Below are 22,746 nucleotides of genomic sequence, written 5' to 3' on the forward strand. Positions count from 1 at the left end.
TTTTAATTGCGTAAACGACTGAGTTTGTAACCACTCGTGAGCAAGTTGCACATGGAAATCACCACGATTATTTTCTAAAATTGTATTGTACTCATCGCGGTAACACATAACTAATGAAGCATCTAAACCAACCAGTGGCGCATTAATATCGTTAAGTTTATTTAAAAACTCCGCGGCGTTTTTTGCTGTTACTTTAAACTCATGCAAAAACCCTTTTACATGTTGTGGTTTTCCATTGGGTTTAAAAGGTAATAACATTGGCTTTTTGCCGAGCTGAGTAATAAGCGTAATAAAACTCTCTACTAATTCTGCTTCATAAAAACTAGTGAATGGGTCTTGTACTATTAATACATATTCGTTTTGTTGCTCAGCACTTAATTTATTTAGTAATTCAAAATTAAAAGTATGAGCTTTGTTTACTCGACTAGTTAGTGCGGGAATACTTAATTGTGGTGTATTTACATAACCCACGGTTTTTTTAATTATGTTACTAACTAGGTCTGTACTTACTATAGGATTAATAATACGTGCAAATTTAGCCATTAATGGCGCACTAACTTCTATATTACCCACTAGGTAATCTTTGAGTGGACGTGCGTAGTAACTATGATAATAATTTAAAAAACGCGAACGAAAAGTAGGTACATCTACTTTAATTGGGCAAGCAGTAGTACATGCTTTACAGGCTAAGCACTCGTCCATCGAAGCTTTAACTTCGTGAGAAAAGTCGTAAATGCCTTTGTTTTTTTCACGGCTGTGAACAAAACGTTCCCACCAGGTAATTACTTCGCCTTTATTAAGTTGCTTTTCGACCTCAAGTAAATCTACATTTTTTGCTTCTTGCAGGCGCAACCATTCGCGCATTAAACTTGCGCGGCCTTTAGGTGAATGTCGGCGATCGCCGGTTACTTTATACGACGGACACATTGGTGAGTTTTCATCGTAGTTAAAGCATATTCCGTTACCGTTACAAGTCATGGCATTATTAAAACTTGTTTTTACATCAATAGATATTTGTTTATCGAACCATGAACGTTTTTGTCCATCAACACTAACTAGTGAGTCTTCACTATCGATAGGTGTGCATATTTTACCTGGGTTTATTCGGTTGTTTGGATCAAATGCAGTTTTTATTTTACGTAACTGAGTAAATAAGTGTTCGCCAAAAAACGCTGGGCCATATTCGCTACGATACCCTTTACCGTGTTCGCCCCACATTAAACCACCGTATTTAGCGGTGAGTTTTACCACTTCATCTGAAATAACACGCAACAGTTTTTCTTGTTCTGGGTCACACATATCGAGCGCGGGCCTAACATGTAAAACTCCAGCGTCAACATGGCCAAACATTCCATATTGTAAATTATGGCTGTCGAGTAATGCTCTAAACTCTACTATATAATCAGCTAAGTTTTCAGGTGGTACCGCGGTGTCTTCTGCAAAGGCGAGTGGTTTTTGGCTGCCTTTTACATTACCTAAAAGCCCGACTGACTTTTTACGCATGGCGTAAATTTTTAAAATATCACTTTTATTACTGGTTAGCTGGTAACCAATAACACCATTAGTTTGCTGTGCCACGCACTGATCTAATAGTTTGCACAAAGTGTCTACTTTGTCTTTTATATCCTCTGGTGATACAGCATTAAACTCAACCATGTTGAGCCCTTGCATATCTTTATTAGGAATATCGGTTATTAAGTCCGATACTGAATGCCAAATAATATCTTGGCGTGCTAAGTTTAAAACTTTGCTATCGACAGTTTCAACTGAGGTTGCTCTCGCAGCTACCAAAAATGGTGAATGACGTAGTGCAGAATCAAAACTATCATACTTAATATTAATTAAAGTTTTAAATTCAGCAATGGGGGTTAGCTTTAATTTAGCCTCGGTAACTATACCTAATGATCCTTCAGAGCCGGTAATTAAACGGCTCATATCAAAAGTTTGTAAGTCATCACTTAGCACATGCTCTAGGTCATATCCGGTTAAAAAGCGGTTTAATCTAGGGAATTTAGCTAATACCGCTTCGCGCTCATTTAGTGCAATATCTAAAACGGTTTTGTATAAATGACCAACTAATGTGTCTTGCTCTGCGATTACCTTTGCTTTCTCTGTATCAATAGCTGCAGTACACATAGGTGTGCCATCGACCAAATAAGTTGTTAGCCCTAAAACATGGTCACTCGTTTTACCGTAAACTAGCGAGCCTTGACCCGAAGCATCAGTGCTGATCATACCGCCAATGGTTGCTCTATTACTGGTAGATAAGTCGGGTGAAAAGAAAAACCCATAAGGTTTTAAAAAGTCATTAAGCTGATCTTTTATTACCCCAGTTTGTACACGCACCCAGCCTTCTTGCGTGTTTATTTCGAGTATTTCACGCATGTATCGTGATAAATCGACAATAATACCAGGGGTTAATGATTGCCCGTTAGTCCCAGTGCCGCCGCCGCGCGGACCAAATGTTAACGATAAAAAGGGGGCGCGAGATGCTGTTTGCAACGCAAGTTGAATATCTTTTTCGGTTTTAGGAAAGATAACACCTTGCGGTAGCTCTTGGTAAATACTGTTATCGGTTGAAGCTGTTATGCGGGTTGCATAACTTGCGTCAGTGTCTCCAGTAAACCCTTGATTTTTAATGGTACTTAAGTAATTTGCGACAACTTCTGTCGCGGCATCTTGCTGTGTAATAGTTGCTATCATGACGGCGATATTTTAAGGCATTTGATTAATTATATCATGCTGCGGGGTAATAGAAATTGAAGATTTTACAGTTTGTAACACTCTTTTAATCGATTTTATTCGCACTGCAATTATACTCAAGTTAACAGTTACTAGGGGGCTTTAACTATGAAAAAAATACTATTACTTTTAGCCGGTGTATTGTGCATGTTACTGGGTTTATTTTTTGCGATTGTACCTGGACCATCGTTAATATTTTTTATGGCGGGGTTATTGTGTTTTTCTTTTGACTACCCAAAAGCAAGGCATTATTTGAGACTTTGTCAAAAAGCGTTAACTAAATCGTGCCGATATTTAGATAAAAAATTAGCTCGTTAAAACTTTGTATTAAATTACACAAACAAAAATGCCAGCAAAAGCTGGCATTTTTATTAAACAAAGTAATTATTTAGCTAGTTTTTCAGCTAAGTATAACCATGTTTCTAGTACTGTATCTGGGTTTAATGAAACAGAGTCGATGCCCTGCTCTACTAACCATGCTGCAAAATCTTCATGATCAGAAGGACCTTGACCACAAATACCTACATACTTGCCTTTTTCTTTAGCTGTTTTAATTGCCATAGAAAGTAGCTTTTTGATTGCAGGGTCGCGTTCATCAAATAAATGTGCGATTAAACCTGAGTCACGGTCTAAGCCAAGCGTTAGCTGAGTTAAGTCGTTTGAACCGATAGAAAAACCATCAAAATGCTCTAAAAACTCTTCAGCTAATAGTGCATTTGAAGGCAGTTCACACATCATAATTACTTTTAGACCATTATCGCCACGTTTAAGGCCATGCTCTTCAAGTAGTTCAATAACACGCTTACCTTCTTCAACGGTACGTACGAATGGGATCATGATTTCGATATTAGTCATGTCCATGCCGTTTCTTACGCGTTTAATTGCTTCACACTCTAGTGCAAAACAGTCACGGAAAGCTTCTGACACATAACGAGCGGCGCCACGAAAACCAATCATAGGGTTTTCTTCTTCCGGTTCGTATTGTTGGCCGCCAACTAAGTTTGCGTACTCGTTTGATTTAAAATCAGACATACGAACAATTACACGCTCTGGTGCAAATGCACACGCCAGAGTAGAAATACCTTCAACCAATTTAGAGATATAAAACTCTACCGGAGATTCATAACCGGCCATCATGTCGGTAATCTCTGCTTTTAACGCATCACTTTGTGCATCAAAATTAAGTAGTGCTTTAGGGTGAACGCCAATCATACGGTTGATAATAAATTCAACACGGGCTAGGCCAACACCTGAATGCGGTAAACGAGCAAAATCGAATGCACGATCTGGATTACCTACGTTCATCATTACTTTCATTGGTAACTCAGGCATTTCGTCAACACGTGAAGTAAGTACTTCAAAGTCTAAAATACCCTCGTAGATGAAACCTGTATCACCTTCGGCACATGATACGGTAACTTCTTGACCAGCTGTAATTAAATCAGTTGCGTTACCACAGCCAACAACGGCTGGAATACCAAGTTCACGTGCAATAATTGCAGCATGACAAGTACGGCCACCACGATTTGTAACAATCGCTGCAGCACGTTTCATGATAGGTTCCCAATCTGGGTCAGTCATGTCGGTAACTAAAATGTCGCCTACTTGAACCTGATCCATCTCTTTGATTGAGTTAAGAACACGAACAACACCGCTACCAATTTTATGACCAATTGCACGGCCTTCAACAACAACCTTGCTGGTGCCATTTAATTGAAAACGTTCCATTACGTTGGCATCTTCGTTTGAGCGAACCGTTTCTGGACGAGCTTGAACTATATATAGTTTGCCGTCGTTACCGTCTTTTGCCCATTCGATGTCCATTGGACGACCGTAATGTTTTTCGATGATTACAGCTTGCTTGGCAAGTTCTTGCACTTCTTCATCTGTAATCGAAAATTTATTTGAAAGCTCAGGGGCAACATCAACGATGTCTACTTGCTTACCATGTGCTTTGTCTTCTGAGTAAATCATTTGAATGGCTTTAGAGCCAATGTTACGACGTACTACTGAAGGTTTGTTTTTAAGTAATGTTGGTTTATGAACATAAAATTCATCAGGGTTTACTGCGCCCTGTACAACCATTTCTCCTAGCCCGTAGCTTGATGTGATAAATACAACATCTTCAAAACCAGACTCGGTATCAATACTAAACATAACGCCAGATGCTGACTTATCTGAACGAACCATGCGTTGTATACCAGCAGACAGTGCAACACCACGGTGATCGTACCCTTGATGAACACGGTAAGAGATAGCGCGGTCGTTAAATAATGAAGCAAATACGTGTTTAATAGCGACCATTACTGAGTCGATACCAACAACGTTTAGGAAGGTTTCTTGCTGGCCTGCGAATGATGCGTCTGGCATGTCTTCAGCGGTAGCTGATGAACGTACTGCAAATGAAACATCGGCTGCTGTGTCGCCGTGGAGTTGGCTGTATGCTTCGCGAATGGCTTTATCTAGATTAGGTTGGAATGGTGTATCGATTATCCATTGGCGGATATCGGCACCGACTTTAGCGAGTGTATTCACATCTTCAACATCAAGTGTATCTAGAATATCGTGAATTTTTGCGGTGAGTCCTGATTGATCTAAAAACTCATTAAAAGCATCAGCGGTAGTTGCAAAACCACCCGGCACTTGTACACCTGCGTTTGCTAGGTTTGAAATCATTTCGCCAAGTGAAGCGTTTTTACCGCCAACACGAGGAACATCTTGCATACCAAGCTCTTGATACCAGAGAACGTATTCTTGCACGGATCTTTCTCCAAAAAAAACAAATTGTAGTACTAAATACCAACTAATTAACATTTAATCATTTTAGCGAGTTAGACATTGTATTAACAAGTTAAAAATTTTCATGTAGAACAACTACCTGTTAATTTTTATGTTGCTAATAAAGCGCTTCCTATCGCTATAATTGACTATTTACTTAATACAATCGATATAACTGTGAGAGTTAAGAAAGAAAACCTTTTATAAAGGTCACACCCATTCTACACTGGCAACAGTCCTCACGTAAACCGTGAGAAACTTAATTTTAAAATTAAAAGTAATAAAAAAGAGGATTTATGAGAACTGCTTTTTATATTTCAGATGGCACAGCAATTACTTCTGAGGTTTTTGGCCATGCTACTTTGTCACTGTTCCCTGTTGAATTTAATCATAAAACCATTCCCTTTGTAGAAACAGAAGAGAAAGCGCATCAAATTAAAGAGTTAATTAATGCAACGGCTAAAAGAGACGGTGAAAAGCCTTTAATATTTTTTACCTTTGTAAATTACAACTTAACTGAAATTATTAGCTCTGCTAATGCAGTGTGTTATGACTTTTTGACAACCTATAGCGAAAAAATAGAAAAAGAACTAAATGTGGCGCCAGTACCAAAAATTCATCGAACTCACTCTATTCATGAAAAAAGCTATGATTTTAGAATTGATGCGGTTAACTACGCGCTGATGAATGATGATGGCGGTAATATTAAAAACTATGGAGAGGCCGATATTATTTTAATTGGTGTGAGCCGCAGTGGTAAAACCCCAACGAGTTTATATTTAGCACTACAATATGGTATTAAAGCCGCTAACTACCCAATCACCGAAGACGACCTTGAAACTGAAGGCTTGCCTAAATGCTTAATACCTTTTAAACATAAACTATTTGGCTTAACTATTGATCCTGAGCGCCTTGCTGCCATTAGAGACAGGCGTATGGCTAATTCTAAATACGCTTCTATTCGTCAATGTCGTATTGAAGTGCGCGAAGTAGAAATGCTGTATAAGCGTAATAGAATTCCATTTTTAAACTCTACTCATCACTCAGTTGAAGAAATATCAGCGAAGATTATATCTGATACCGATCTTGAGCGCCGTAAGTACTAACTTACTTGGCGGTTAACTTAACTAAAAAGTATAAAAAACGCCGCTTAATTAGCGGCGTTTGTATTTAGGGTAGTCATTTTATTTATTTACGTGCGTCTTTTAATAAATCGGCAACTAAAAAGCCTAACTCTAATACTTGATCGGCATTTAAACGTGGGTCGCACTGGGTTTTATAGCGCTGTGCTAAATCGTCGTCAGACAGTCCGTACGCACCGCCAGTACACTCAGTAACGTGTTGGCCTGTCATTTCTAAATGCACGCCGCCTGCATAGCTGCCCTCGGCTTTATGCACTGCAAAAAACTGGCTGATCTCACGCATGATATTGTCAAAGCTACGTGTTTTGTATCCTGAACTCGCCTTTTCGGTGTTACCGTGCATTGGATCAGAACTCCAAATTACTTTACGGCCTTCTTGTTGTACTTTGCGTACCAGTGCCGGTAGTTTTTCAGGGAGTATATCTGCGCCCATACGGGTAATTAATGTTAATCGACCTGGAATGTTATCTGGGTTTAATGCATCAATTAAGCGTATTAAATCATCTGGGTCCATGCCTGGGCCAACTTTAACCCCGATTGGATTTTTAATTCCTTTAAAAAATTCAATATGCGCGTGGTCTAGCTGACGCGTACGCTCGCCAATCCACACAAAGTGCGCAGAACAATCGTACCAATCGCCAGATAAATGGTCACGGCGAGTTAGTGCTTCTTCGTAGCCTAGTAATAGCGCCTCGTGAGAGGTGTATAAATCGGTTTCTTTTAAACTTGGTGCAATAGTAGAATTAATACCACACACTTCCATAAACTCAAGCGCATCTTGAATTTTATCAGCTAGCTGTTGATACTTTTCTTTTTGTGGGTTGGCCGCAACAAAGCCCATATTCCAACGGTTTACTTGGTGTAAGTCAGCAAGGCCACCTTGTGCAAATGCACGCAGTAAGTTTAACGTAGCGGCACTGTGATGATACGCTGTCATTAAGCGTTGTGGATCTGGGATACGCGCTTGTTCGGTAAACTCAAAATTGTTAACAATGTCGCCACGGTATGACGGTAATGATACGCCATCAATCGTTTCTAAATCTGCTGAACGTGGTTTAGCATACTGCCCTGCCATACGTGCTATTTTAACTACTGGGCATTTACCGCCGTAAGTTAATACCACGGCCATTTGTAAAATTGTTTTAAAAGTATCGCGAATGTTAGCGGCATTAAAGTCACTAAACGACTCAGCACAATCACCACCTTGTAATAAAAAAGCGCGCCCTTCGCATACATCTTCCAGCTGCTTAAATAAACTTCTGGTCTCTTCAGCGAATACTAAAGGCGGAGCACTCTTTAATTGCGCTTCTACTGATTTAAGTGATTCTTGATCTGGGTAGTTTGGCTGCTGTAATATTGGCAGTTCTCTCCAGCTATTTGGGTTCCACGTTTGCATATTCATTCCTCATTCCTATTTACCTGATACAACGAAATTAACGTATGCAGGGCTGTTTGTTCAAGGACTAAATTCACTATTTACTAATTATTTAGTTATGGGTTAGGTAATTAATATATTTAGCCGTATATGTTGGGCCCTTAGCGCAAATACAAAATGACAAATAGAAAACATATAACCTATTTAAAACATATAGTTAAGCTTCTATATGGTTACTTTTGAGTTGTTGACTTACATTCAATCCGAGTTAATTATTATAACAGGTCTAGCTGGGAACACATCATACTTAAATTGCACCATGTGTATTCTTAACTTTACAGTTAATATAAACAATAATTGACCAATAACTATGCACTTTTAAAAATACATGCTAAGGCGAGTTTTATTTACCACCGCAACATATACTAGATGTTTATAAACAGTGGGTTTATTAGGCTAAAGCTCTCCCTGATTAAGGTTAAAATACAAAGACTTATTTGGTCTCAGTACTAAGTTTTTATAAAAATGTGAATAGTGGCAGTTATTACTGAGGTTAAAACTTATTTTAATATGTATAAGTTTTACGCTTTGCAGCATCTTATGCTGTAGTGTAAATAGACATGACAACGTATTGTATTTCACCCAGGCATAATAGAATACTCTGCAATATATTAAGTTACTCTTTGTATGAACGTTTGGATCGGCACTAATTAACAGCACTAGCTAGCTGCTTAATTAGTTAAGCTACAGGGAACTCAAAATGGTTTGCCCTGCCCGGTACTAATAAATGTATATTCAGTTCTCACAAGCTAAACATTTTAAGTATCCCAAAGTATGAGCCGGTTAATTATATCAACCTCATTTTAAAGCCTCACTACAAATCATGGCTAAAGTTAAATTGCACTCAGAAGCTAGTAGGCCGTTATTAGCTGTAACCTATAACGGTATACAAATGTGAGTATTGGGGAATTATTATTAAGAGCTAAGCTACTCAAATGCATAAGCACGAGATTTAAAATTAACCAAAGCTGCAAAGAACACATCATACTTAAATTAGATTATTAGATAAACTTAGCCCCGAGTAAACTAGAATTATTTGCTAAACAAAGATAAGGTTATGTGCGATAATTAGTTAGGTAAGATGTGTTCTTTGGAGGTTGCATGGTAACTAAAGTACAAATAAGAAGTCAGTTTGATTTAATGAGCGAACTAACATTAAGGCTAATAGAAGAGCTTAATCTATGTGAATATACAAAAGCCGAATATTATCAACTTCCTGATATAAGCACTGTTGATGAAGATAAAGTGGCCGAATCGATTAAAGTTACTAAAATATCAGGCGAACTAGCACATAAAGCTATATTAAATTCCTTTACTGACATTTATAAAAAACAAGGGCTAAGTAGCCGAGTTTTAAAGCGTCATCCTGGCCTATTAGTTATAAAAAATGCTGACAAACAAGCACTAATTAATCGAATTGCTCAAGTAAATAAGGCAAAAGCAGCGTTTAAAGAGTGTATTTTAGCTATTGATAACAACGATGCTCGTTTTGAAGCGGTGCATAATGCAGTACCCAACTTAATTACTTTGGCTGCTTATCGAAAAATTCATAGTGAACATGAATCGCCTTTTTCAGTACGATTTACCTGGATGCACAAACATGCAACTAAAACACTGACCAAAAAAATGGCCCTCGAAATGTTACAAAAGTCAGCTAGTTATAGAAACCCCAGAATGATCGACCAGCAAAAATGGCAGGCGCTAGTAGCACAAGAGCAATTACGGGTAGCAAGTTTAGGTGAAAAAGAAAAACTTAGAATTAGGCGCCCTACTCGAGTTAGCCCTCAGGTAAATGTGCGTTATACCGCGCAAAACCGTTATCACGTCAGTGCGGCGCTACCTTTTATTTTAATAAACCCAGAACCAGACGTAAAACTTGGGGTATTACCAAATTACGAAAAACCATTAAGTCATCCACGAAAACGTGACTATGATTTTTTAGTAGATCGACTTTATTTAGAACAAGTAGAAAAGTGATTATGTTAAAAAGGTCACGCTAGGTGACCTTTGTTATTATTGGACTCTGCAATAAAAATTACTTATCTACTATTTCAACAAGTTTGTCTTCATCAATAAGCACAGCATTTTCTACAATACGCTTACCGCCTTGTATTTCAATTCGTTTATTGTGTTTATTCAGAGTAAGTATCTCATCACAAAATTGGTCTGATGGATGCATTTCGTAAGTGTAGTCAATAATATTACCGGTTTTATCGTCTTTAACATTGGTAATACTGTACTCAGAGATAGCTCCTTTCTCGATCAAATCTTTCATTGTTGTGGTCATATCACGACGCAGCGCTTTTAATTTATTTTCGGTAATATTATCCGTTGAATAAATTGAGCCGTACTTTTCCATAATAGACAGTAATCTAAAATGGTATGTTTTACCCGGCGCTGCATAACGCCAAAGATGATATAAGCGCAGCATCATCCAACGCGATAATCCGCGTTTTAATTCTTGGGCGCTGTTAAAGTAATATCCTTTGTATTCAAGGTTATCAATCATGTTATGCACAAATGCATTTAAACACGCAACACATTTAACATTTCCGCCTTGACCTTTTTTTCCACTAAAATGCAGTGACGATAAAAAGTTCATGTTCGACTCGTAAAATGAATCATCAATATTTGTATTTTTGGTGTCTGTTGCTGAATATTTAAACGAAAGTTTCGAGCCTTGTAATGCTTCAAGTGATTCTTTAATTTGTGGATATGGCATAGATTGGCCAACGGTTTTCAGCTCTTGTGCTAATTCGTTCATTGAAAAAACAACAGCATATTGAATACCGGACTTAAAATTTATTTTTACTATTTTACCTTTAGAAGCTAAACGGATCAGCGCACGTTCTACTTTTTCTTCTCGATCTGATGGCCAAACCAAATATTCTACGTCTTCACCATCTTTGCGTGTGCTAACAACCGCCGGCGTTATTTTTAATTCACCGTCGTACAAAATACCATCTATTTTTTCAGATATTTTGCGTGTAATTATTGTTTTTTTAGGTGCTTCTTCTAATGGTAATTTTTTATGCCCCGAACGGACAAAGCGTCCCCATAAATCATAATGGTTAAAAGTATTCGAATAAGCACGTAATCCATGAGCTGCATTTTCTATCGAAATCCGCACATCTTTATTATCTGTAAACAGTGCTAAGCTTTCATTATCAATTGCACTTTCCACCCCGTGAATTTGGCCCCTTAGTGTATCGGGCAAGTTATCTACCGAGATGTTGACCTTTCGGCTCATTGTTGTTATTTCCATTTTTATTGCGACAGCTAATAACAACACATAAAGACAAAAAAGTTAAATGTTTAAGTTAGTATAAAAGTGATCTGAGCTAAAATAAAACCTTCGGATCACTATTATACTAAGCGGATGCTAATTAACTCAATTTCAGATCATTATTTTACTAACTAGGCAGTTACAAATCTCATTTTTACTAACTCAGTGAGATTTTTGTCCATTACAAAGCTAAATTTTTAATATTTAACACGACAAATTAACTAAAAAACTAAAAGCCCTGTGGATAAGCACATATTGAGTTAGCATAGATCTGATCTGTACCTACTACAGATCAGATCTATACTAATTAAAAGCCTTCTTTTACTACAGAATCGGTGTATAACTTTATAATTTACTTAGTATAAAACTGATCTAACAGACCTTTTTTGTGCACAACTTAATGATTAACCTGTGTGTAACTATTATTTTAATTTTCAGCTTAGTAAAAAGCTGATCTGCTAGTAGATAAAGATCTGATCTTAACCAAGTATAAAGCTGATCTGCTTATTTTATTATTATTCATATAAATCATGTGTTTATGACCTTTATTTAAGCCTCTATCCCTTAATACCTTATATACTTAACCATACTTAACCTCTCTATTTATACTAAGAGATATTAAGCATGTAAAAATATTATTAGATGTCTTGTTTATAAAACACATGTCACTATAAATAGTTGTTTACAGCAAATTGAATGGACATTATACTAACAGCCTAACTTTGAGGAATTAAGTATGTCTATCAATAATAATGCGCTAAGTACCTACCGGCTTTTGAAAGCAACAGCTGAAGTTGCCGAAAAGTCACTAGAAGGACGTATACAACATTATCGCGCTCATCTTAAATCTGAAGAAAAAGAATTAAGAACTTATACGCAAAAAGCAGCTGCCGATCTGCTTGGTTGTAACAATCGTACCTTAAAAAGACGCCACGACAATGGTGATTTTGATAATTTAAATATCAAACGTGGTGCAAATGGTCATTACGCTTACACTTTGGTAAATATTTTTGCTATGGCCGATATTATGGATATTCAGCCAGATCACCGTACTGGTGATGACAAACTGCAAGTTATTGTAATTAACTCCTTAAAAGGCGGTTGTGGTAAAACAACTAGTATGGTTAATATTGCAGCAGCATTGGCAACTACAAATATTAAACGCTATCGTATTGGTATTATTGATTTAGATCCTCAAGGTTCATCATCTAGCTTTTTTCCATCGGCAGAGCCCGATCCAATTACCGTTGGCGATTTAATGCGTGATTGTATTGATTTAGACGAAGGGGAAACCTGGCCTGAATTTGTATCAAACTCATTTTTACCTACGCATATTCCAAATATTCGTGTTTTACCATCTGGTATGGATGATTTTTATTTTGAACATGAAACAGCTACTTTACTCAAAGACACCTCAAATTACGAACAAACCCGTCATTATCATAAGTTACTTGAAAAAGTAATTGACCCAGTAAAAGACGAGTTTGATGTGTTATTAATCGACACAGCTCCAACACTTAACTTTATGTTTTATAATGCGTTAATGGCATCTACAGCGATGCTAATACCGGTTCATCCAGAAGCAGTAGACTTTGATGCAAATAATAAATATTTAAAACGTTTAGGTGAGATTTATCATACAGTTGCAGCCCTAGGCCATGAAGGATGGGACTTTATGCAGTTTTTAGTAACTAACTATGTAAAAGGTAACCACTCGCAACGCGATATCGTTAAAGATGTTCGTAGTGCCTTTGGTCGCCAAGTGATGAGTTACCCAATTAATCATAGCTCAGCAATTACAGCGAGTTCGTCTTCGTTTAACACTATTTTTGATCAAAAAGCATCAGATAGTTTAGCAAGTCGCGAATCGTTAATGCGTGCGCAAGAAAATATAAAAGATGTAGTTGATGAGCTTGAAATGCTGATCCGCTCTAATTGGCAATCTACACAATCAAAACTAAATACCCCTAAGTAAGGATGTTAAACAAAAATGGCTAAAAAACGTAAAAATGACACCCGCTTAGATCCTTTTGCAACAGCGGTTGGTAGTAGTAGTCTTGATGCTTTATTAGAGCAAGCAAATGCAGGCGATGTAATTCGTATGCCAGCGCCAAGTGATCCTAGCAGAGAAATTACCCTAGTTTGTAAAGTGATTTCCCATAGTGACATTGAGTCAACAACCCAGGTATATGGCAAAAACCGCCGTGTACAGTCGCTGTTAAATGAAAAGTCGGTATCCGATATTCTACCGGCAATAAAAGAAGATGGCCGTAATCAACACCCGGCACTTCTTTGGGATCAAGGCGATACAAGCTTAGTACTTGCGGGATCACGCCGCCGTAAAGCCTGCATTTTGGGTAATGCCGATTATTTAGTGTTGAGCTCTAGCGACTTTACTGATCAAGATGCAAAAATTTTAGCTGTTTCGTCTGATCAATACATAGCACCTAGCTTGTGGGAACTTGGACAAGCTTATCAAAACACTAAAAATGAATTAATTGAGCAAGGTAAAAAAGGCTCTTACCGTGAAATTGCAGTTATTGAAGGCGTATCGCATACCGCGGTTGCCGATGCAATAAAAGCATTCGAGCAAATCCCTGCAGATGTTGTTGCACTTTACCCTACAGCTAATCATGTTGGCCGTGAAGTGGCTAAAAAGCTGATTAGCGCAAAGGAGCGCGACCAAGCAGCCTTTAACTTGCTAGTTGCTGACATTGCTAACCATGAAGACATAAACGCAGCAGCAAGCGATGACAAGCGTGCAATGGCCATTACTAAGTATTTAACTACCGAGCCACAAATAGCCGTTAAACGTGAAGTTGTGCTTGAGAGTAACTTTGTTTCAGTACAGCGCAGTTTAAAAAATGGTGATGTTTCAGTAAAAATAAACAATAAAGTTATGACAGACAAGCGCTTAGAACAACTTACTAAGCTATTAGCTGCATTTAACTAGTTAGTAAAATAATGATCTATAAGGGTGTTAGCTTAGTTAAATATTGATCTGTACACCCTTTAAGTTAGTAAAAAACTGATCCCATATAGCAAAATTTAAGCATAAAAGAGTTACTTGCCTATTTTAGATCAGCTTTTTACTAACTAAATTACCTTTTTATCTTAGATCCTACCTGTTTTGCGCTTTGTTAGTATAAAGCTGATCTGTAAACCCCCTCCTTGTGTTAGTAAGTTGTTTTTAACTTGTGAGTTAGCTGTGTGTTTTATTTTAAATAAATAATAATTAGCGCATTATTTAGCTATAAAGCAATTTTTTACTAAGCGCTCAGCTCCAACCAGTTTATTTAACGTTAATATTGCTTTAGCTCAGAGCATATAAGGCATATACTAAAAAAATTGTTTTTAAAATTTAATACTTTGAGTGACATGTCTGCTAACTTATCTAAAACTGATCTAATGGCTATTTTTGAAGAAATTAAAAATGAGCAGGCTACCCAGTTTCCTCTTTCTGAACGCTTCATTAAAAAATTGTTTAAGCCCGCCGTATTGGCTAAAGGTAAAGCGTATTATAAAAACGGCCAAATTAGCTGGTTAGAGCATAATAGCGATTTTTCAGTTGTGGATTCAACAGTACGTGGCGACAAAGGTATTTCGTTTAATCAACGTATTGAGATCAGTAAAGTACCTACTGGTTATTCGGTAGATACTCACTGTACCTGTAATGTTAAAACAAAATGCCGCCACTTAGCTGCTATTTTGCTCAAACTTAAAATAGAACACTCGGGTGAGTACGGCGAAGACTACTTTATTAATGATTGGTTTACTGAACTCGGAGCACTTAAAAACAGTACCGAACAACCGCCTTCACAAGTGCTTTTATTTGTATTAGATGTAGAAAACAATAAAGTGTTTTTAACGCCCAAAATAGCTAATTACGATGAAAATCAAAGCTATGCCTTAGGCCGTAACCTTACCGAGCAACAGCTAAACAGCTTTGTAACTCCTAGCGATTTATTAGAAAGCGACTTTAGATTATTTAGCTGGATACGTTCACAAAATGCAGTAGGTAATATTGAGCTTAAAGGGCAATGGGGTTTTAACGCACTGCAACAGCTTATAGCAACTGAAAGATTGTTTTTACAACGATCACGCGTATCAATTAAAGCGCAAACAGGGCAAGCGTTAAGCTTTAGTTGGCAGCAAGTAAAAGATCTAACCCAATTAAAAGTTAATTTAGAAAACAGCAAAAATTGGACACTAATTAAAACAACGCCACCTACTTATTTAGATCTTGATACTTATAAAGTAGGACGCATTCGCACCCCTTTAAGTGCAGACGAAATTGCTCATTTACAAACAATTCCAGCATTACACGACACTAATTTTGACCGTATTTATAAACAACTCGCCGATAACTTTGGCTCGGGTGTTATTCCGCACCCCACTAATGAAAAAAACAATACTTCAAAACTCTCAAGTAATGCGGTTTTAAAAGTAACAATGTCGGCGGAAGGATTAACGCTTTCGTTATTGTTTAAATATAAAAATAAAAATTATTTGGCAGGCACAGCGCCAGAAACCCTAGTAAATAGTGCTTTTGAAAACACCGTAAAAAACGAGCTAATAAACTTAGGTTTCGATTTTTGTAAAGGGGGTTTACAAAGTGAGTTTATTTTTAATAAACAATCGCCAATTCACTTACACTGGTTAGTGTATGAGGTGTTTCCTAGCTTTGTTCAACGAGGCTGGAAAGTATCGGTTAGTAAAGTAAATGCTGTTAACCCACAAAGCCAAGTAGCTTTGCATGTACACCGTACTGCGGGGCATCAAATGCAGTGCAAAATTATATTAAACGATGCTAAAGCTACATTATTATTTAATCAAACAGATGCTCATTATGAATCGTTAAATCGTCAAAGTGAGTTGTTTTATTACTACCCAATAGGTCGTGAGTTTGGCGCTATAAATAAAGCAGCGTTGCATTTGTTAAATGAGTTTAAACAACGATTTGAATTTATAAAAACCAGAGATGAATTTAATATTCCGCTTTCATACTTGCCTGAACTGGTAAGTCATACTGCTATAAATGTTGAACTACACGACGAGTCATTGTCACGTTATTTAGAAGAGCTAAATAGTAATGACCAGTCGCGCCCCACTACGCTTATACAAGGGTTAAATGACTCAGTTGTATTGCGCGAGTATCAGCAGCAAGGCGTTGCGTGGTTAAACTTTTTAAAACGCCATCAGCTTGGCGGAATTTTAGCAGACGACATGGGATTAGGTAAAACTCTGCAAGTTATTGCTTATCTAACAAGTAGTTATAATAATGCGCAAGCAGGCCCTACACTCATTGTGTGCCCTACAAGCCTAGTAAGCAATTGGGAAAAAGAAATAACCAAGTTTGCTAAAAACTTAAAAGTAACCACTATTTTTGGTGCCCAGCGTAATGAGTTATTACAAAATGTAGCGCAAGCACAATGTATATTAACTACTTATCCGCTACTTAAACGCGATATTGCGTATTATTCACCACTTTATTTTGAAAATATTATACTCGACGAAGCGCAATATATTAAAAACGATACCGCGCAGGTATCGCGTTTAGTGAAGCGCCTTAATGCCGACTTTAAGCTTTGCTTAAGTGGTACGCCAATAGAGAACAACTTATTCGAGCTTAAATCATTACTTGATTTTGCTATGCCGTCATTACTTGGCTCGCAAACGCATTTTAAAACTCACTTCCAAACGCCAATTGAGCGTGAGAGCAATGCAGAGCGAGCACAGCAACTTAAAGACTTAATTATGCCGTTTATATTACGCCGTACTAAAGCGCAAGTTGCACAAGAGTTACCGCTAAAAACAGAGTTAATTAAAGAGTTTGAATTTGAGCCAAAACAAAAAGAAATGTACCACAGTATTACTCAGGCATTAGAAGAAAAACTAACTGATCTTTTTTCTGAACAAGGTATGCAAAAAAGTAAACTCGCCTTTTTAGAAGCGCTGTTAAAATTAAGGCAAATTTGTTGTCACCCTAAATTAATAGAGCCAACAACTCAAGCTGGCAGTGCAAAACTAGAATGGCTAAGTAATCGCTTACCGCTAATGCTAAGCCTAGGTAGAAAAGTAATTATATTTAGTCAGTTTACTTCTGCGCTCGATCTTATTGCTGAACGCCTAAAAGAAATAAATATAAACTTTAGTTTACTAACCGGACAAACGCGCCAGCGCGATAAAGTGATTGATGAGTTTACCAGTGGTGCAACATCGGTGTTTTTAATTAGTTTAAAAGCCGGTGGAACGGGGCTTAATTTAACGCAAGCCGACACAGTAATTCATTACGATCCTTGGTGGAACCCAGCAGTAGAAAAACAAGCGACAGATCGTGCTTATCGTATTGGCCAAACTAATCCTGTGTTTGTGTATAAACTTATTATGGCAAATTCAATTGAAGAAAAAGTATTTAAAATGCAACAAGATAAACAAGCTCTTGTAGATGCATTATTTACCGAAAAATCAATGAGTTTTACCCAGTTTGACGAGCAACAAATGCTCTCTTTAATTAAAGATTAAAAATGTCTGTAAATATGCAGATCTTTTTTGAACTTAATTAAATATGCAGCGTCTACTATTATGCTAGCGGTTAAATTGCAGTTTAACCAAGCATTATGTTGATTTCCCATTTAGTTACTTAAATAAGTAATGATTTAGCCAGCCCACTTTAGGGCTGGCTTTTTTTATGCCTTTTTTACACGGCTGCTTTACACAAAACTTAAGTTTAATTTTTTTATACTTTTTTTGAACTTAATTAAATATGCAGCGTCTACTATTTTGCTAGCGGTTGAATTGCAGTTCAACCAAGTTTCATGTTGATCCCCCTATTTAGTTACTAAATTTAGTAATGATTAAGCCAACTCGTTTGAGTTGGCTTTTTTTTTGCAAAAAATTACTTAGTAGCCCTCTTAAACAACATATAAATAAATTTAAATTATTATTGAACTAAATACTCAACTTGCCGTCTACTATTATGCTTGTGATTACATTGCAGTTAATTCAAGTTTCATGTTGATTCCCCTATTTAGTTACTAAGTTTAGTAATGATTGAGCCAGCTCGTTTGAGTTGGCTTTTTTTTGCAAAAAATTTACTTAGTAGCCTTCTTAAACAACATATAAATAAATTTAAATTATTGTTGAACTAAATATTCAATTTGCCGTCTACTATTATGCTTGTGATGAATTGTTGTTAACGCAAGTTTCATGTTGATTTCCCTATTTGGTTACTAGTTTTAGTAATGTTAGGCCAACCTTTTATAGGTTGGCTTTTTTTATGCCTTTAATTTATATCCCGCCCCTACTGCTATCGATAGTTATTCGTTATGATGGCATGTCTCTAAATTTAATAAGTTTATTTTATGTTTTCTCAGTTATTAACTAGCATTGATTGGCTAAGTGTAGGCGTAGGCGTTACCGCAGGTGGCGTAATTTGTAGCCTAGTATCTGCATCGCTTAGTAAAAAATTAAAACAACAACTTAGTGAGCAGCAACAGCAGTTGTCGTTATTGCAAAGTCAGTTTGAGAGCAAAACCCTGCAATACACCCAGTTAGCGGATGACCACGAACTTTTAGAGCATACCCATCAAGAGCAACGCGACCAAGCGCAGCACTTTAAAACCCGCTTTACCGAACAAGAAAAACAAAGCCAGCAATATAATCAGTTTTGGCAAAAAGCCGAAGCCGAGCTAAGTGCACTGCGCAAACAATATAGCCAACGCGATGTAGAGCTAAATAATATACGCACTACGCTTGAGCAAAAACAACAACACTTTAGCGAACAACTTGCGCAAATAGAGCAAAGCAAAGAGATGCTTAAAAAAGAGTTCGAAAACTTAGCGAATCAAATTTTAGAAGAAAAGTCTCAAAAGTTTAAAGTGCTCAATCAAGAAAGCATTGAGCAACTATTAAAACCAGTGCAAGGCGAGCTAAAAGGCTTTCGCGACAAAATGGAGTCAATCCATGTTGAAGACTTAAAACAACGCGCCGCGCTTAAAACCGAGTTATTACATTTACAAGCAAAAAGCCAAGCCATAACCGAGCAAGCCGACAGGCTCAGTAACGCTCTACAAGGGCAAAAGAAAACCCAAGGCAATTGGGGCGAGTTAATGCTAGAAAACGTGCTCGACAGCGCAGGCTTACGCGCAGGCGTAGACTATAAACGCGAGGTGTCGTTTAACACCGAAGACGGCCGCTTACGCCCCGATGTAGTTGTGTATTTACCCCAAGGTCGCCATTTAGTTATTGACGCTAAAACTTCGTTAAACGCCTACACACGCTATGTTAACGCCGATAACGAGCTAGAAGCACAGCAAGCTATTAAAGAGCACGTTGAGGCTGTTAAAGCGCGTATAAACGAGCTTGCGAGTAAATCGTACGACCGTCTACCTGGGCTTAACTCGCCTGAAGTAGTGGTGATGTTTGTACCAATAGAGTCAGCCTTTGTTGAAGCGCTTAAATACCAAAGTGATATTTACCAGCAAGCAATCGAAAAAAATATTCTAGTGGCAACCCCCACTACCTTACTCACTAGTTTAAATATAGTTAAACAGCTATGGCGCTTTGAAGAGCAAACTAAATACTCAAAAGAATTGGCAGCCCGAGCCGAGCGTTTTTATAACAAGCTCAATGGCTTTTTAACCAGCATGGAAGGGGTTGGCAAACAGCTCGATCGTGCTAAAGAAAGCTACGACAAAGCGTTTTCGCAGCTTTACCGAGGTAAAGGTAACTTAATTAAACAGGCAAGCGAGTTTAAAGAGCTGGGTGTATCGGTACAAAAAGAATTACCAGCAGAGAGCGTTGAACGTGCAAATTTAGAATTAGATTAACTGCGTAGCTAAAGGATTAGGTATTTAAAAACAGCCACCTTATTACACAGCTAATGACTACTTTAATTAACATGGCGTATTAATTCCTTTTTTAAGCTCAATCCCTTAATAACGCGATAAACGCTCAGATCCTATTTTGCTTATTTGCTAAAGTAGCGGGGTCAGTATTTATTTAATAACCCCCCCCTAGGAAACACGATGAAAATAATTAAAACCTCAGCACTGTTAGTTGCCATTCTGGCGGGTATAACCATACAAGGGTGTTCTATGACATCAAATACATCACCATCAACAACAGGTAATGCAGTTACACCTATTAGTAACCCGCTTACTCTTGAGCAAATTTATAAAGATAAATACTTTAAAGCACAGCGTAGTACTTACTTTAAATGGTTAGACGATGGCACTGGCTACACAGTACTTGAGCAACGTGAAGCCGATAAAAAAGTAGGCGTTAAAGCTGACGACGAGAAAGAGCACGGTGTAAAAGGCAACGACATTGTATTTTACAACGCCGATGGCACAGGGCGAAAAGTACTGGTTGCTTTTGAAAAGTTACTGCCAGAGGGCGCAGATGAAGCGTTTGCAATTGAGAGTTATCAATTTTCTAAAGATGGCCAGTGGCTCATGGTATTTACCAACAGTGAGCAAGTATGGCGTTCGCGCAGCCGAGGGGATTTTTGGTTACTTAACTTAAATACGAATAAACTCTCGCAGTTGGGCGGCGAAAACCCTGAGCCCAAAAAGCTTATGTTTGCTAAGTTCTCCCCCGACAGCTCAAAAGTAGCGTATGTGCGCGATAATAATATTTATATGCAAGCAGTTGGCAGCAATACCGTTAGCGCATTAACAACCGATGGCAGCGCTACCACAGTTAATGGTAATTTCGATTGGGTATACGAAGAAGAGTTTTCTATTCGTGATGGCTTTAGTTGGAGCCCAGATAATAAATCAATCGCGTATTGGCAGCTCGATACTAGCGGCGTTAAATACTTTACCATGATCAACAACACCAAAGCGCTCTACCCTAGCCTTACTGAATTTCCATACCCTAAAGCGGGCGAAACTAACTCAGCTGTACGCGTAGGCGTAGTGAGCCTGAGTGACAAGCAAACCCGGTGGGCTAAACTTGAGGGCGATAACCGCGATCGTTACATACCACGCATTAGCTGGGCAGGCGATGGTGAGTCGTTACTTATCCAAGACTTAAACCGCCCACAAAACCATAATAATTTATGGTTATTTAATTGGCAAAAGCAGCAGCTAACTAAAATACTGGCAGAAAAAGACGATGCGTTTATTGAATGGTTTTATAGTGCTAATTGGTCAAAAAGTGGTGAGTTTTTTATTTGGCACAGCGAACGCGACGGCTGGCGTCATTTATATCGCATATCGCGCGATGGCAAAAAAATTATCGACCTAACCCCTGGCGATTACGACATTGTTGATATGCTTGCAATCAACGAAGACAAAAACGTATTGTATTTTAGTGCATCACCAGATGATGCAGCTCAGCGCTATTTGTATCGCACAGCAATAGATGGCAGCAGTAAACCAGTACGAGTAACACCTGAGCAGTTTAACGGCTCCAACAGTTACTACGTGTCAAAGGATGCTTCTTGGGCCATGCACACCTATTCTAAATTTAATCAGCCGGCCGTTAAGCAAATTATTAAGGTGAGCGATCACAGTAATGTAAAAACCTTGGTCGAAAACAGCGAGCTGAAACAAAAATTAGCAGAGCAAAGTTTACCAAACCATGAGTTTTTTAAAGTAGCCGCGCGTGATGGCACCGAGCTTGATGGTTATATTATGTTTCCTGCGGATATGGATCTAAATAAAAAGTACCCAATCGTATTTTATGTTTATGGCGAACCTTGGGGATCAACCGTACAAGATCGCTTTGAAGGTAATAGCTATTTATACAAATCGTTATTAACTCAAAAAGGCTTTATTGTTGCATCAGTTGATAACCGCGGTACACGCGCACCAAAAGGCCGAGATTGGCGCAAATCTATTTATAAAAAAATAGGCTCAATTACAGTGCAAGACCAAGTTGACGCGCTCGACGCGATGGCTAAACGCTGGGATGTAATAGACACAGAGCGGGTTGGCGTATGGGGACACTCTGGCGGCGGCAGCTCTACACTTAATTTATTATTTCGTCACGGCGACAAATTTAAAGTAGGTATTGCTTCAGCACCTGTGCCCGATATACGTTTATATGACACTATTTATCAAGAGCGTTATTCGGGTAACCCAAACACCGACCCACAAAGCTATGATAATACCTCGCCAATTAGTTTTGCTAAAAACCTTAGCGGTAAATTATTACTGATCCACGGTACTGGCGACGATAACGTACACTATCAGGGGTCTGAGCGTTTAATTGACGAGCTTGTTAAGCATAATAAACAATTTGAGTTTTTTGCTTATCCTAATCGTTCACACAGCCTAAAAGAAGGCAAAGGAACGGCTTTGCATTACCACACTATGATGGCCGAATTTTTTGAGAAAAACTTACTAAAATAA

12 protein-coding genes are annotated in these 22,746 nt (G+C 37.9%); 8 read left to right on the forward strand and 4 right to left on the reverse strand.

The window, feature by feature from the left end; genetic code table 11:
- Positions 1-2,703, reverse strand: a 2,703-nt coding sequence (locus H5058_RS13870; RefSeq protein ID WP_182678665.1) for an FAD-binding and (Fe-S)-binding domain-containing protein, incomplete at its 3' end; no start/stop codon positions are given.
- Positions 2,704-2,850: 147 nt separating this feature from the next.
- Between H5058_RS13870 and H5058_RS13875 the strand changes: the two genes are divergently transcribed.
- Entirely contained in the window at positions 2,851-3,060 is a 210-nt protein-coding gene (locus tag H5058_RS13875; protein ID WP_089369315.1) for a PGPGW domain-containing protein, read from the forward strand.
- A gap of 66 nt (positions 3,061-3,126) precedes the next feature.
- On the opposite strand, the gene ppsA is transcribed toward H5058_RS13875, so the two are convergent.
- Complete coding sequence (gene ppsA, locus H5058_RS13880; protein ID WP_089369316.1) at positions 3,127-5,502, reverse strand: phosphoenolpyruvate synthase; 2,376 nt, start codon at positions 5,500-5,502, stop codon at positions 3,127-3,129.
- Positions 5,503-5,816: 314 nt separating this feature from the next.
- On the opposite strand from ppsA, the gene H5058_RS13885 reads away from it, so the two are divergent.
- On the forward strand, positions 5,817-6,626 hold the full coding sequence (locus H5058_RS13885; protein WP_011330181.1) for a pyruvate, water dikinase regulatory protein: 810 nt from the start codon (positions 5,817-5,819) through the stop codon (positions 6,624-6,626).
- An 82-nt stretch (positions 6,627-6,708) separates the two neighbouring features.
- Here the strand turns inward: H5058_RS13885 and H5058_RS13890 are convergent, their stop codons facing one another.
- Positions 6,709-8,058 carry a class II 3-deoxy-7-phosphoheptulonate synthase gene (locus H5058_RS13890; RefSeq protein WP_172459254.1) on the reverse strand — a complete coding sequence of 450 codons (1,350 nt, stop codon included), beginning with the start codon at positions 8,056-8,058 and terminating at the stop codon, positions 6,709-6,711.
- Between the two features lie 1,140 nt (positions 8,059-9,198).
- On the opposite strand from H5058_RS13890, the gene H5058_RS13895 reads away from it, so the two are divergent.
- Complete coding sequence (locus H5058_RS13895) at positions 9,199-10,074, forward strand: DNA replication terminus site-binding protein (RefSeq protein WP_089369317.1); 876 nt, start codon at positions 9,199-9,201, stop codon at positions 10,072-10,074.
- A gap of 58 nt (positions 10,075-10,132) precedes the next feature.
- Here the strand turns inward: H5058_RS13895 and H5058_RS13900 are convergent, their stop codons facing one another.
- Positions 10,133-11,347, reverse strand: coding sequence for a hypothetical protein (locus H5058_RS13900; protein WP_011330184.1), 1,215 nt, complete (start codon positions 11,345-11,347; stop codon positions 10,133-10,135).
- A 772-nt stretch (positions 11,348-12,119) separates the two neighbouring features.
- Here H5058_RS13900 and H5058_RS13905 point away from each other — a divergent pair.
- The 5 genes from H5058_RS13905 (at position 12,120) to H5058_RS13925 (ending at position 22,746) form a co-directional block, all read left to right on the forward strand.
- Positions 12,120-13,358: an AAA family ATPase gene (locus H5058_RS13905; RefSeq protein ID WP_011329644.1), complete on the forward strand. Its 1,239-nt coding sequence runs from the start codon at positions 12,120-12,122 to the stop codon at positions 13,356-13,358.
- A 15-nt stretch (positions 13,359-13,373) separates the two neighbouring features.
- The gene (locus H5058_RS13910; RefSeq protein ID WP_011329645.1) at positions 13,374-14,336 is read left to right on the forward strand and encodes a transcriptional regulator; all 963 of its coding nucleotides are present in this window, start codon (positions 13,374-13,376) and stop codon (positions 14,334-14,336) included.
- Between the two features lie 425 nt (positions 14,337-14,761).
- Positions 14,762-17,908: a DEAD/DEAH box helicase gene (locus H5058_RS13915; RefSeq protein WP_089369318.1), complete on the forward strand. Its 3,147-nt coding sequence runs from the start codon at positions 14,762-14,764 to the stop codon at positions 17,906-17,908.
- Positions 17,909-18,747: 839 nt separating this feature from the next.
- Positions 18,748-20,214 (forward strand): DNA recombination protein RmuC, encoded by a 1,467-nt coding sequence (rmuC, locus tag H5058_RS13920; RefSeq protein WP_089368995.1) that lies wholly within the window; start codon positions 18,748-18,750, stop codon positions 20,212-20,214.
- Between the two features lie 198 nt (positions 20,215-20,412).
- Positions 20,413-22,746, forward strand: a complete 2,334-nt coding sequence (locus H5058_RS13925) for a S9 family peptidase (RefSeq protein ID WP_182678667.1) — start codon at positions 20,413-20,415, stop codon at positions 22,744-22,746.

Origin of the sequence: Pseudoalteromonas sp. SR45-4 (assembly GCF_014163535.1) — a bacterium.
GTDB lineage: Bacteria > Pseudomonadota > Gammaproteobacteria > Enterobacterales > Alteromonadaceae > Pseudoalteromonas > Pseudoalteromonas nigrifaciens.